The sequence below is a fragment of the Andreprevotia chitinilytica DSM 18519 genome, assembly GCF_000711875.1.
Classification (GTDB): Bacteria; Pseudomonadota; Gammaproteobacteria; order Burkholderiales; family Chitinibacteraceae; genus Andreprevotia; species Andreprevotia chitinilytica.
On record NZ_JONM01000011.1, the window covers coordinates 15,917 to 30,065 of the forward strand.

Genomic DNA, 14,149 nt, shown 5'->3' on the forward strand with positions numbered 1-14,149 from the left:
CCAGCAGCTGGTTTTGGCCTCCCCCTTCTCTGAAGGGGGACTGCGGGGGATTTCGACCCGGCATCAAGTTGCATCGGTCGCCGAAATCCCCTCCCCTCTTCAAAAAAGGGGGGAACGGTGACCCCGCTACTTCTGAAAAGATCGGGAACGGTTCTAAGTACCCGACCACAACTCAGCCTCCAACAGCTCTGGGTCGTGCTCTAGCACGCCGGCCCGGCTGGTCCAGCGCGTGCCGTCCTGCAACGCCCGATGAAACTTGGTGCGCCCGAAGCGGGCATCGCTGAAATCGGCGTGTTGCACATCGGCGTATGAGAAATCGGCATAGGTCAGCTCGGTGTGGCAAAAGCGTGCGCGGCTGCACTGGGCGTGATGAAACAGCGCCTGTGTGAGCCGCGCGCCGGAAAAATCCGCGCCGGCCAACTGTGCTTTGGCCCAGATGCTTTGCTCGAATTGCCCGTGCCGTAGCGAAGCCCCATCCAGATTGGCCTCGGCGAACAGTGCATGCGGCGCATGCGCGCCATCCAGCCGTGCGCCCTTGAGCAGCGCGCCCTTGAACATGCAGCGCGGCAATTGCGCGGTAGAAAAATCACAGCCGGTCAGGTCGGCTTCGACAAACTGGCAGGTGGGTAAAGTCAAACCAGCGAACACTGCACCGGCCAGATTGGCGTGGACGAAGAACACCATGTCCAGCCGCGCGTCCGCCCACTGCGCGCCACGCAAATCCTGTTTCAGGAACACGGATTTGCTAAGACGGGCGGCGGTGAAATCCAGCGCGCCGGCACTGCATTCGGTGATGGTCAGCGTTTCCGCGCTCACACCTTGCAACACCAGACCACTGATCTGACTGCGCATGATGATGGCATCGCTCAATTCGGCGCGCCGCAGACTGCCGCCACGCAGATCGCACGCCAGAAAATTAGCATCATTGGCCAAGGTGTCATCCATGCAAACGCCGGTCAGGCAGCATTCGTGCCAGAAGGTCTTGCGCAGCGTGGCGCCGCTCAGCGTCGCGCCCTCGAACTGGCAGCCGGTGAACTGGCTTTCGGTCAGATCAGCTCCGGCCAGATGCGCACCACGAAAATCCACCTGATCGAACATGCCGCCGGCCAGATCAAGCCCGTCCAATCTCAGGTCGCGACAATTCAGTCCGTTGATGTCCTCACCGTTGCGCACCAGTGCTTGCAGGGCTTCCGGGGTCATGCGGCCTCCGTGCGGCGTGGGTGGATTTTGGCAAGGCGCGTGTAAGCGCCATCGAACAAGGTGGATGCATCCGTCAGCGTCTGGGCCAGATCGGTCTGGAACAGATTGGTCCGGCGCAGATCGCAGGCACGCAGGTCGGCTTTTTGCAAAATGGCCTGCATCAGATTGGCACCGACAGCATCCGCCCCCAGCAAGGACGTGCGCATGAACAGACAACCCGTCGCCTGCAGCCCTCGCAGGTTGGCACCCCGCATATCCGCACCGGAAAAATCCACATCGCACGCAGTCGCGCCGGTGAATGCGGCCTGTTGCAAGGCCATCTCGCGGAAGTTGCTTTGCACGATGCGGGCGTTGGAAAAATCCGCCGCATTGAGCGTGGTGCGGTCAGCCATGGCGCAGGTGGTAAGACGCGCATCGTTAAAACGCACCCCATCGGCATGGGTGTTGACCAGCGCGCAATCGAGCAAGCTGGCACGCTCGAAGCCAACGTCGTCCAGCGTGCTTTCGAGGAAGACGGTTTTTGCCAGCGCAGCGTCTGCAAAGTGCACCGCTTGCAGGGTGACCAGGCGGAAGAAGAGACCATCCAGCCGTGCGCCATTGAAGCGACAGCGCGTGATGGCGGTTTCATTTATCAACGACCCCTCAAACCGCGCACCGGAGAAATCGCAATCGGCAATGGTGGCTTCATCCCATTGGGTGTCGGCAAGGTTGGCATCGTCAAAGCGGGCGTGCTCTGCGTTCGCGCCGGCAAAGCTGGCACGCTGGCAATTCGCACCAACAAAGCTCGCCCCGGCCAACTTGGTACGGGCAACAACGGCTTCGGTCAAATCAGCCCCGTCCAGACGGGCATCACACAGGTTGGCGCTTTCCAGCACTGCTTGACGGAAAATCGCACCGCGCAAATCCAGCCCGGATAAATCCGCGCCACTCAGATCCTGACCGGTGAAATCCCGCGTGGTGCGGTAGGTTTCCTCTACCTGCTTGCGTAGTATGGCGGCTTTGAAGTTGTCCAGCGACGGCGCGGCCGAGAAAGACATGACCGAATGCAGATACAGCTTGTGGACCTGGCTTTTGCGCTGGCTGGCATCGGTGAGCCAGTTGGCCGGGGTTGCCGACGTGTTGCCAGCCACGCGCTCCTCTGCGTGGGCCAACTGGATGGATTCTTCCATCCGGGTTTGCATGCTGGCAAAGGTCTGGGTGGGGTCGGTGGCCGGGATGGGTGCTTTGGGCATGGCTTGCGGCTTCTGTCCGGCCATTTTCTCCATCATGGTCAGTTGATCCAGTACCGCATGCATGCCGGGCCGGGACAATTCATCCGGCGTGGATTCTGCGACGATCTGCTCGCGTATTTGCTGGAAAGCGGCGCGCATTTCGGCACGCTCCGCGGCCTCGCCTTCTTGCTGCCTGAGCATGAATTCCGGCAGCTCATCCAGGTTACACGGCAAGGCAGCACGCTCATCCGGCAGCGGCGGCAATACGGTGGCCGGGTCAACACCTTCCGCGCGCAGCTCCTGCTCCAACCTGATACGATCATTGGCTAGGCGGCGGCGCAAATTGCGTTCCATCGGTCCCGGCTCGCGCTGGAACAGGGTGTCTTCGTTGGGGAGGATCGGGCCCAACGGCACGCCATCGGGGAGCAAATCCCGATCACGAAACGCATAAAACTGCCCGTGATCCGGGTCTATCCGTTGCAGCAGTACAGACTGGTAATGCGCCAGCGGTTTGGGCTGGTGGATATGCTCCAGCGCCGGCATCAGCCGTAGCACATCATGCGCATCGTCTTCACCGATTGCAGCGGCCCCATGCCAGATCAGCACTGCCTCTTTGCGATGCGGAAAGAACCACGCCGTGGTCAGCGGCAACGTCATTGCCTCGGTAACTTCCTCGCCACCTACCCGCCGCACGATCAGGCAACGGCCTTGCCATTCCGGCAAGCGGCCTTCGATCAGCGGCTCTTGCGGATGCATGTTCCACAAGTGGTACGGTGCGCCGGCCAGCGATACACCAGCGGGGAATTGCTGGTCTTCCGGCGCGGCATTGAACGCCCGCCAATCCAGTGATGGTGCAAAGGCCGGGTAATGTTGCTCCAGCCACTTGGCATCGTATTGGCCAAGCTTGGCCAGCCGTTGCGGCCAGGCGAAATCGATCGAGCCAAAACCGGCCGGGTCTGACGGGGCGTGACGCGGCGAGCCGATCAACCGCCCCGCTGATTCCACATTGGGCAGGCGGCGTACCTGCCGGCCGGCGACCTCTTCCTGGCCATGCCCGCGCCCAAGCGGGTTGCGCAGGTATTCCGGCCCGCCATAGGCATTGGCCCAGCCCAGCGGCATGCTCTCGAACGGCAGCGGAGTCGTCGCGCCGCCCGCCAACCAGTAGCGATCGCCGAAAACCAGCAGGCTTTTGTCGATGTCGCCCACTTGCGCCCGCACGGCGCAGCGGGTCTTGTCGTGCTGGTGGTTCGTCGTGGCGTAGCCGGAGACAAGGAATTCGGCCTGCCGCTTGGGCATCGCCAAGTCCAGCACGGCGTTCTCCCCAAGCTCTTCCGTCAGCACCGGCCACATGGATTGCTCGGACAACAAACGCGGCGCAGCTTCCAGCGTAATATGGGCGTAAATGGCAATGCCGAGCTGATCCCGCTGCTGCCAGCGGAACGGACGCTGCAGGATGCCAAGCCGGAACGGTTTGACGATCTTCATGCCGCCACATCCGCCGCTTGCGAGAAATCGATCAACGCCTTGTCGGTCACCGGATCAACCCGCAACGCCACCCGGCTGCCCGGCTGCGCGCGCGGTACTTCGACCACTTGCAGGATTTGCTCCAGCTCGCGAGTGTGGGTCGGGTCTGCCACGTCAGCTAGCTTTAGCCGACACTCCGGATTGTCGTTGATGAAACGACCGGTTTGCTCCAATGACTGCACGATGGCGTATTCCAGCCGGCCATGTTGCAGAAGATGCTGTGCGGCTTTGTTAAGTCGCAGCAACTTTGTCAGTTTCCAGGTCAAGGCAATCACGACGATGGCCAAGTAAATCCAGGCTGTAATGTGTATCCAGTTCATATCAATCCGCACGAGAAAAGATCACAGCATGACGTGGAAGACGGAATTCGAAATCCATCCCCCTTTTTTTTCAAGCTCGATCAATTTGTTCTTGCTATCCAGTGTCGTATCCGTAAATTTGAAAAGTCCAAGGTCTTTTTTGAATGCGTACATATCTGTTTTCTGAACATAGAGGCTCAACGCCTTGCCATAGCCGGCAGCGCTCAGTGTCACCCAGGAATTCTTGAAAATCTCGACGACTTCCAGTTTCACCGGCGTAAACGTGTAATCCATATTGGTTGATTTGGCACTGACCTTTGGTGCCGATATCGTGATTTTCTGCGGCGAAGTGACCTTGATGTCACCACTCGTCGCAGTGATCGTGATATCGCCAGTGTCAGACGTTACATCGATATTCGTTTTGGCCTTGATACTCACCCCACCGTCAGCTGAATCAATCCCTACACTGCTCTTGCCGTGAACCAGAAAATCCGTATCGGTTTTGTGTTCTTCTTTCTTGTTATTGAATGTGACCGTGTTATTCAATACGTTATGAATAACGTCATTCTGCCCATTGAACGTATACAGCTTTTCATAAGTACCCGTATAGGGGCCTTCAACTTGTTCAACCTGCGTGCCTTTGACGGTATTTTCTTCACCTTCGCCCACATAGAAAGTATGGTGTTTATCCACCGTTTCCTTGTAATAGCCATGCACCGTTTTATCCAGATAGCCCTGAACCACTTCCGTCTGGTCACCCTGCACCTGCTGCGTATGATTCTGCTGAACCGCCACAAAAGAATTGCCCCCCACCGACTTGCTGTAATTCAAGCCGACGGTTTTGGAGTAATTCACCCCCACCGTATGGGTGGCGTCATTCTCTACCGTCACCAAATGATCTTTCTCGGCATGCAGCCACAACTGCTCCCCGCCCGGCTGATCTTCAAACCGGATCGCGTTGGCATTGGCCGGTGAGCCTTTCACCGAGCGGCTGACGAAGCCACTTTGCGTGGCGCTGGCCGGCAGGCCGAAGGGTGGCATCTGGTCGGCGTTGTAGGTGCTGCCCATCACGATGGGGCGGTCGGGCTCGCCGGCGATGAAGTCGACGATCACCTCTTGCCCCACGCGCGGGATGTGGATGCCGCCGAAGCTCGAGCCGGCCCAGCCGCTGGCGACGCGTACCCAGCACGAGCTGTTTTCGTCCATCAGGCCGTAGCGGTCCCAGCGGAATTGCACCTTGATGCGGCCGTATTGGTCGGTCCAGATTTCCTCGCCGGGCGGGCCGACCACCACGGCGGTTTGCGGGCCGTTGGTGCGCGGTTTGGGCGTTACGCGTTGTGGGCGGTAGGGCAAGCTGGTCGGCTGGGTGACGAAATCGAATTCGTAATACGCCGTTTCAACACTGCTGGCATAGCCGGGCTCACGCAGCCGGTAGGTCGTGCTCACTACCAGATATTCGCGGTTGGCTTCCAGCCGTGGGCAGTTGCGCAGGGTGAAGCGATAACCGGGCGCGAGGCCGCGGGCGGTAGCGTGGCCTTCGTCGCGTTGGCGCTCGGCTTGCAGCTCTTCCAGCCGGATGCGGCTGTAGTGATCCGATTCGCCGTGGTCGCTGTAGCCGCCCAGCCAGTCGTAGATTTCATACTGGCTGTGATCGTGCGCGGCCGGGTTGCTGCGCTGGTTCTGCAGCTTCGCGCGCGGTTTGGTGAAGTTGTAATCGTCGGTCACGTAGCTGCCGGGTGCGATTTCCTCGGCCACCTGATAGACATCGATGCATTCTTCTTGCGCGGTGACGGCGCGGTCGGCGGCGAAGAACGGCACGCTGTCGTAACCGGGGAAGACTGCGTGCGTGCCGATATCGTCGGCCAGCACCAGCGTGTGGCTGCCCTGCGCGTGCTTGAAGTAGTAATAGATGCCTTCGTGTTCCATCAGCCGGCTGACGAAGGCGAAGTCAGTTTCCTGATACTGCACGCAGTAGCCCCACTGCCGGTAACTGCCGGTAAGGCTTTGCTCGACGGCGAAGCCGTATTCGCCCAGCACCGTCTGCAGGATTTGCGGCACGGTCTGGTTCTGGAAAATCTTGCAGTCCTGCGTGCGGGTGAGCAGCCATAGCCAGGGGCGAACGGTGGCGCGGTAGCGATAGAGCCGCGCGACGTCGTCCTCGCGCCCGACCAGCACGCACCGCGCCACGATGCCATCCAGATAGCGCTGGCCACCGTCGCCGGTTTCGATCTCCAGCGTCAGCGACTTGCCCAACAGCGCCTTGAGATCGAGCGAGTGGCTCTCCGACAACAGCTCGACCTCGAATTCGAACAGTTCCGACAGCGCCTCCGTGCCGTTCATGGCGCGGAACTGCAGGGCGTCGCCCAGCGGGGTGTGTGCCTTGACGATGCGGCTCATGCATTTCTCCTGTCGTTCATACGGTCAGCGCGGTTTCGGTGGCGTTCGGTGTGGCGTGCGGCGTGGTGCCGGCATGATCAAAGCGGTAAATAAATTCGCCCTCTGCCGCATCCAGCGTGACCTCAGCCAGTGCATCACCTTCACCGGTGCGCAGCAACAATTCGCGGCTGATATGCGGCAGCACGGTGTGGGTGAGGATGGCATCGACCATGCGCCCGCCCGATTCCACCTCGGTGCAACGTGCGCTCACCAGCTGCACCGCAGCCGGGGTGTAGTGGAAGGCGATGGCGTGGTTGTCCTGCAGGCGGCGGCCGATGCGCGCCAGCTGCAGCGCCACGATGCGCGCCAGCATGTCGTCCGATAGCGGGTAGTACGGCACCACCGATAGCCGCCCCAGCAAGGCGGCCGGGAAGGTTTGCAGCAAGGGGCCACGCAACGCGCCGGCCAGCGCTTCGGGCTCGGGCAGCAGTTCCGGGTCTTGGCAGAGCTGCATCAGCAGATCGCTGCCGACGTTGGAGGTCAGGATGATCACGGTGTTCTTGAAGTCGATGTAGCGGCCCTCGCCGTCTTCCATCCAGCCCTTGTCGAACACCTGAAAGAAGATTTCATGCACGTCCGGGTGGGCTTTTTCCACCTCGTCCAGCAGCACCACGCTGTATGGCCGACGGCGCACCGCCTCGGTCAGCACGCCGCCTTCGCCGTAGCCCACATAGCCGGGTGGCGCGCCCTTGAGCGTGCTGACGGTGTGCGCTTCCTGGAATTCGCTCATGTTGATGGTGATCAGGTTCTGCTCGCCGCCGTACAGCGTCTCGGCCAGCGCCAGTGCGGTTTCGGTCTTGCCGACGCCGGATGGCCCAGCCAGCAGGAACACGCCGACCGGCTTGTTCGGGTCATCCAGCCGCGCCCGGGCGGTCTGCACCCGCCGAGCAATAGCCTCCAGCCCATGGCGCTGGCCGATCACGCGGGCGTTGAGCGTATCGGCGAGGTTGAGCACCGCGGCGGCTTCGTCCTTGACCATGCGGCCGACCGGAATGCCAGTCCAATCCGCGACGACAGCCGCAACGGCGTTGGCATCGACGGCGGGCAGAATCAGCGGTTCGTCTTGCTGGCGGGCGGCCAGCTGGGCCAGCGTCAACTCCAGCTCGGCCAGCCAGTTATCGCGCTCGATGCTACTGGTGCCGGTATCGCCGGCGTCGGCCAGCTGGCTGCGCAACGCCAATACTTTGCTAGCCAGTGCGGCTTCATCACGCCAGCGGGCGGTGAGGCGCTCGCATTCGGCTTCTTCATCCAACAATTTCAACGCCAGCACATCCAGCCGCTTCGCGTCGCCTGCGCCCAGCTGGTATTCCCGCGCCACGATGCTTTGCTCCACGCGCAGCGCTTCGATGCGGCGTTGGCAGTCTTCCAGCACCGGTGGTTGCGCATGCTGGCTAACGGCGACGCGGGCACAAGCGGTATCGAGCAGGCTGACGGCTTTATCCGGCAACTGGCGCGCGGGAATGTAGCGATGCGATAGCGTGACCGCAGCGCGGATCGCCTCATCCAGCAGCAGCACGTTGTGATGCAACGCCAGCTTGTCTGCCAGACCGCGCATCATCGTCAACGCCCGGGCTTCGTCCGGCTCGTGGATTTGCACCACCTGGAAACGCCGGGTCAGCGCCGGGTCTTTCTCGATGTATTTCTTGTACTCGGCCCAAGTGGTCGCGCCGATGGTGCGCAACTCGCCCCGCGCCAGCATCGGTTTGAGAAGGTTGGCAGCATCACCCGTGCCAGCCGCGCCGCCTGCGCCGATCAGCGTGTGGATTTCGTCGATGAACAGGATGATCGGGCGCGGGCTGGCCTGTACTTCGTCGATCAGCTGGCGCAAGCGGCGCTCGAACTCGCCCTTCACGCCCGCGCCAGCCTGCAGCAGGCCGATATCCAGCAGATACAGCGCAACCTCGCGCAATGGCGGCGGGACTTCGCCAGCGGCGATGCGCAATGCCAAACCCTCGACCACGGCGGTCTTGCCCACGCCGGCCTCACCGGCCAGCAATGGGTTGTTCTGCCGACGGCGCAGCAGCACATCGATGATCTGGCGGATTTCCTCGTCGCGGCCCGTCACCGGGTCGATCTCGCCGGCCTGCGCTTTGGCGGTCAGATCGGTGGCGTATTGCTTGAGCGCCTTGCCGCTGCCGGCATTTGCGCTGCCTTCCGCCGATGCTGCAGCTGGCGCAGCGCTGGCGGTGGTTTCAGGCGAGCCGGCCACGATGTCAGCCAGTTGATCGATCAACACATCCGGCAGCACGCGCTCGAATTCGCGGGAAATACCCACCAACACATGCCGCAGCGACGGTGTCTTGAGCAGCCCGACCAGCAAGTGCGCGCCACGGATTTGCTGCGCATCGAATTTCAAACTGCCGTAGACCCAAGCACGCTCGACCGCGTCATCAATGTGGCCGGACAAATCGCTCACCGCCCCTGCGCCACGCGGCAAGCGATCGAGCGCGGCGACCAGATCGCGCCCCAGCCGCTCGTCATCGAGCCGGAAATGCCGCGCCACATGGTGCAGATCGGCATCCGGCCCTTGCCACAATTGATGCAGCCAGTGCGCCAGCTCCACATAGGGATTGCCACGCAGCCGGCAGAAGGCGGTGGCGCTTTCCAGCGCGGCGAACAGGTGCGGATCGAGCTTGCCGAACAGGGCGATGCGACTGATTTCAGACATGGGCTTCTCGTGGCGTTAAGCGTGATGTTTGGCGTGACGGTGTGGACTGCATGGCCGCTGCGCGCTTGGCAACGGCTTGGTAATCGATGATCAGGTCGCCGGCTGCCTCGCGACTTGGGCGCTGGCCCAGCCACGCCCCCAGCCCCAGCGGCTGCGGCGCGCTCAATGCGCCGGCTGGCACCTCGTCGGCGGACAGCAGCAACTGCACATCCCAGCCCAGCTCCAGCCCGACGTAATCGCCCACCCAGCGCAGCAGCGCTGGCACGTTGTCGCCACCGGGCAGGAAGCGGCGGTAGGTCGCCAGCGGCATCGGCCCGAGTACCAGCCGGAAGTGCGATTGCGCATCGCGCACGGCGATACCGAGCGTGCTGCCTACGCCGAGTCCCATATTCAACCTTGCCATGCTCGAACCCAGGGCCAGGCATTCGTCGGCCTCCAGCGTGACCCAGCGCACCACGTGCTCGACCACGCGCACCGGCACCTCGAAGTAACGCTGCAGGATTTGCTGCAGCCCTTCCGGGTTGCGCGCCTGCCGCGCCAGATGGCCAGCCTGGTAATAACGCGCATGTCGGCCGACTTCATCCGGCTGGTCTTGCGGCGGCAGGCCAAGCAGGCTGGCAACGTATTCATCAAAACGTCCACGCCCTGGCCGATCCAGACTGACGGTCGCTTGCGCATCGGCCCAGGCGCGGTAGAACAGCAGGATCAGGCGGTGATGGAACAGATCGGCAAACGCGGCCAGCGTCGGGTCGTCGGCGATGCGTTCGCGCTCGCGGGCGTATTCGGTCAGGTGCAGTGGCAGCGGGCCATTGGGGCCGAACAGGCCAAAACCGTAGATCGACAGGCTGGGCGGTGCGCCATCGCGCTCGGTCAGTCCCGCCACCATCGATGGCGCAAACGACAGCGACGCCCGCTGGCCGAGCCGGATCGGTTCATCCTGCGGCCGGGCGGCGCGGCCCAGCGGAGCCGGCGCATCGGCGCGGACATCCAGCCAGCGCAGCAGATGGAATAAATCATGCGCATGCGGCGCGGCGCGCAGCGCTTGCCACGCGGGACTATCGGACCAGTGATTGGTCAATGGCTCGGATAGTGGAGGGCGCAACGGTGCATTCATGCTGCTGGCCTCGCACCCAAGCGCGGTGCCCAGCGCGCGATCTGGCCGCGCTGCGTGGTGTGCAACGCGAGCTCGCTGAACAGGTTGATCGCCACGTGGCGAGCAAAGAATTGCTCCAGCACCGCACCAAACAACCACGGGCTATCGCCGGCAAAGGCTTGCTCATCCACCGTCACCGCCACGTGCACGCCCCGGCCATGCACCAGCGGGCCGCCGCCGGTAATCGCGTGTGGCAAGCGGCGGAACACCGGGCTGAACGCCACGCGGCGCACGCTTTCCACTTGCCGTTGCAAACCGGCATCCGCCCCGCCGAGATAGAGCGCCAGCATCTGCCGCAACGCCGTCGCGCCCTGCTCGCCATCGAGTTCGGTCAAGCCTTGGTGATTCATGCTCAGGTGGCTGATCAATTGCCACGAGATCGCGCCATCGGCCAGCGGTGGCTGCGGGCGCGTCGGGCCGCGCAGCACCTTGATGCGCCCCACCGGCGCAGAGACGGCCAGCGAGAAATCGCTGTCGGCATCCAGCGGCAGCAAGAGCGGCAGATCGCGATTGGTGCACAGCGTTTCCACTGTCAAATGGCGCAGCTCGGCGCTGAATGGCGCTTCGTACTGATCGACCAGCGAAATGAACACCTCGCTGCCGACATAACCGGTACGACTCCCCTGCCGTCGCGCCTGATCGGACAGCAAACGCGGTTCGCGCCGTAGCGAGTAATACGCGCCGTGGTCACGCGCATCCGCCCCGAACGAGGCAAAGAACGGCCGGAACTCGCGCTCGGCCGGCCCGTTCCCGCCGCCAACGCCGTGGCCGATGACTTGCTGCACGGTATGCACTTCGTAATCGAGCGCCTTGGTGCGATCCACCACCAGGTGGTACTCGTTCACCTGCGGCGTGACCAGCACCCGATCCGCCCGCTTGGTGAACAGGTTGATGACGGGCGTGCAGTTGAGCGCCAGATCGTCTGTTTCCACCAACCGCTCCAGCGCCGGCTCGTCTTCATCCAGCAGCAACAGCAATTCAAACTGATCGCCTTGCAGGCCGCGCAGCGCACGTTGCAGGCCGTTGATGCTGAAGAACAGGAAACGGGCCGGGCAGGCGAAGTATTCCTGCAGCAGCCGGTAGCCCTGGAAGGTGCGACCATCGTTCGGCAGCAACGCCTGCCCGGCGGCGAAGCCTTCGTGCCGCACTGCGCTGGCATCCAGCGGCGCGCCCCACTTCCCACCCGACCCGGCTTCGCGGCACAGCACCGCCACGCTATGGCCGGCCACCAGCTCCAGCAGCCGCAATGCGCGTTGCTCCGGGCCGGCCAGATGGAACTCCAGCCGATCCAGCGGCAGCGTTTCGATCCGTTGACCACCCGCGATGCGCAGGCGAATGCGCAAGGCAGCGCGCGCGCGGGTGCGTGCCGGCAGACCAGCGGGCAAATCGGGCGGCGTAGCCGTAAAGCGGACGCTCTCCAGCGCCAGCGGCCATATGGTCAGCGCGTGGCCGGTACGGAATTCGCACGCAGTCTGCTCGCCGCGTGCGACGTTGGCACGCAAGGCAGTGCCGGCCGGCAAGTTGAAGCCGGCGGCAAGGCTGCCTTCGTTCAGATTCGGTTGCAGCCGCACCACCGCCACGGCGGGCGTCGGTGCCAGATAGTTTGGGTAGATCACGTCCAGCAAGCGCTGGGTGAAACGCGGGAATTCCGCGTCCATCTTCAACTGGATGCGGGCGGTCAGAAAGCTGAAGCCTTCCAGCAGCCGCTCCACGTACGGGTCGGCCACTTCGATGCCGTGCATGCCGAGCCGGCCGGCCACCTTGGGGAAGCGCTCGGCAAACTCCGCGCCCAGCTCACGCAGGTAACCCAGTTCGCGGTTGTAGTAATCGAGCAGGCGCGCATCCATCAGGCAGGCCCCCGCTCAAGCAACGGGTCATGCAGCAAGTCGTGCAGCACGGCGTTGCCGCTTTCCAGATCCAGCTCGGAGCGCACGAGGAATTCCACCGGGTACGGCTGCGACCACAGCTTGGCGCGGATTTCGAACGCCAGCTCGTTGCGCAGCGACCAGCTATCGGCCTCGCTGATGCAGGTCACTTCGACGCTATCCGGCAACAACCGCGGCTCGAATTGCAGGATGGCAAGGCGCAGGCCGGTCGATAGCTCCTGGCAATCCAGCTCGGAAATCCGTTTGCCGGCCAAGGGCACGACGCCGTAGTTGAGCACCGAGCGCTGCGCCGCCTGAAACGGCGTGAGATCGACATCGGCGGCCATGCTGGTGGTGTTGAGCAGCCACGACAGATCGCGCAGCACGGCAGCACGCAGGGCGGCGGCGCTCAGGCCGGGTGGTTCAGCCTCGTTGCGCTGTTGCGGGTTGGCGTCGGTCAGGCGATCCAGCAGCGCCGGGCGCAGGCGGTCGCGCGCGCCGCCGCGCGGTCTATTCGGGTCGCCTCCGCGCGGTCGATCACGGTCACCAATCTGCCGGCGTTGCTCAGCCATCGATTGCAGCCTCGGCAGACTCAGCCTGCAGCGTGCGTAAATCCAGCAGCGCGTATTCGCCGGCATCGGTGATCCACATGCGCTGGCCGATGCCGTGATAGTGCTCCGGCGCCACCTGTAGCCAGTCCGTATGGCGGGCCAGCACGCCGGCATCATGGGGCAATGGATCGGTCAACGGGTAACGCACCGGCACCAGGCCGATGATTTCGCGCCCGTCGGCCAGACCCAGCGCCACGTGCTGCCAGACCAGATCACATACGCCGGTCGGCGGCGCGAGGCGCACGCTGCGCAGTACCGCGAATGGCAACCAGGCGTAGTGCGCGCCGGTGAAGCATTCCAGCACCGGCCCAAGCCGGCTGTCACCATCCGCGATCCAGGCATGCGGCACGGTCTGCACGCCGTCGGCGGTTTCAATGGTGAGCACACCGGGGCTGGCCGGCGCGGCATCCCACGCGGTCTGGCGCAGCAAGGCGGCTTCGTCGGCGTGGCCTTGCACTTCGGCGTGCAGCGCATCGACGAGCGTATGCAGCCACGGCAAGTCCACGGGGAATTCGGGGGCATCCACGCCGGCAAAGACGCGGGCACGTTGCTGTTCGGCCCGCAACGCGCTGGCATAGGTGCGCACCAGCGTGGCGGATTCGGGGTTGAGCTTCAGGCAGGTTTGCAACTGCGCTTCGGCCCGCGGCCAGTCACCCAAGAGCGCCAGCAGCTGGAACAGATGGGCGCGCAATCCGGCATCGGCGGGGTGCTGGCGGATGCGGGCCTGCAGGTCGGCGAGCTGATCGACCAGTGGGGCTGCGGGCAGGGGGATGCGGGCGTTCATCTATTCTCGAGAGCCTGTTTTTCAGTTATGCGCCTGTGGCGCGATCTAAAAGCATTACAGCGGGAATCCGTCCCGCAGCCGGGGAAAGGACTTTGTCTCGGGCTGTACATATTCCTTTGGGCCCTCTCCACTCCAAAGGCGACCCTGCGCCTTACGGTCCTCCGGACTACCCTCGGTCGGTCCGCTTTTATGAGAACAACTTCCTAAGGTCTCGCGACACTCCCTCGGCGCTTAGCCAAATGGGAGGAAAAGCCCCAGTGCAACCATTGCGACAAAATTTGGTGCATTTGTAGGGCGCAATCCTCGAAGGGCATTGCGCCGCATCTGCTCGTTGAATCGACTTCTCAAAAGATCGTGAACAGGCTCCAAGTACCGGATTGCTTAGCGAGAAACCTGTT

At 63.1% G+C, this 14,149-nt stretch carries 9 protein-coding genes; all 9 read right to left on the reverse strand.

The window, feature by feature from the left end; all coding sequences use genetic code 11:
* Positions 1-153: 153 nt before the first annotated feature.
* From BR41_RS14835 to BR41_RS14875, 9 genes are read right to left on the reverse strand one after another with little or no spacing between them, the layout of a single operon-like run.
* Complete coding sequence (locus tag BR41_RS14835; RefSeq protein WP_035058354.1) at positions 154-1,200, reverse strand: pentapeptide repeat-containing protein; 1,047 nt, start codon at positions 1,198-1,200, stop codon at positions 154-156.
* Entirely contained in the window at positions 1,197-3,896 is a 2,700-nt protein-coding gene (locus tag BR41_RS14840) for a DUF2169 family type VI secretion system accessory protein (protein ID WP_035058356.1), read from the reverse strand. The genes BR41_RS14835 and BR41_RS14840 overlap by 4 nt, the downstream gene beginning before the upstream one ends.
* Entirely contained in the window at positions 3,893-4,255 is a 363-nt protein-coding gene (locus BR41_RS14845) for a hypothetical protein (RefSeq protein ID WP_035058358.1), read from the reverse strand. The genes BR41_RS14840 and BR41_RS14845 overlap by 4 nt, the downstream gene beginning before the upstream one ends.
* 21 nt (positions 4,256-4,276) lie before the next feature.
* Positions 4,277-6,631 (reverse strand): type VI secretion system Vgr family protein, encoded by a 2,355-nt coding sequence (locus BR41_RS14850; RefSeq protein ID WP_051711028.1) that lies wholly within the window; start codon positions 6,629-6,631, stop codon positions 4,277-4,279.
* A 16-nt stretch (positions 6,632-6,647) separates the two neighbouring features.
* Positions 6,648-9,338 (reverse strand): type VI secretion system ATPase TssH, encoded by a 2,691-nt coding sequence (gene tssH, locus BR41_RS14855; protein ID WP_051711030.1) that lies wholly within the window; start codon positions 9,336-9,338, stop codon positions 6,648-6,650.
* Positions 9,331-10,452 carry a type VI secretion system baseplate subunit TssG gene (gene tssG, locus BR41_RS14860; RefSeq protein WP_084187214.1) on the reverse strand — a complete coding sequence of 374 codons (1,122 nt, stop codon included), beginning with the start codon at positions 10,450-10,452 and terminating at the stop codon, positions 9,331-9,333. The genes tssH and tssG overlap by 8 nt, the downstream gene beginning before the upstream one ends.
* Positions 10,449-12,338 (reverse strand): type VI secretion system baseplate subunit TssF, encoded by a 1,890-nt coding sequence (gene tssF / locus BR41_RS14865; RefSeq protein WP_035058366.1) that lies wholly within the window; start codon positions 12,336-12,338, stop codon positions 10,449-10,451. The genes tssG and tssF overlap by 4 nt, the downstream gene beginning before the upstream one ends.
* Positions 12,338-12,928 (reverse strand): type VI secretion system baseplate subunit TssE, encoded by a 591-nt coding sequence (tssE, locus tag BR41_RS14870; RefSeq protein WP_084187216.1) that lies wholly within the window; start codon positions 12,926-12,928, stop codon positions 12,338-12,340. Before tssE ends, tssF begins: the two co-directional genes overlap by 1 nt.
* Positions 12,921-13,751 carry a type VI secretion system accessory protein TagJ gene (locus BR41_RS14875; RefSeq protein ID WP_035058369.1) on the reverse strand — a complete coding sequence of 277 codons (831 nt, stop codon included), beginning with the start codon at positions 13,749-13,751 and terminating at the stop codon, positions 12,921-12,923. The genes tssE and BR41_RS14875 overlap by 8 nt, the downstream gene beginning before the upstream one ends.
* Between the last annotated feature and the right edge of the window lie 398 nt (positions 13,752-14,149).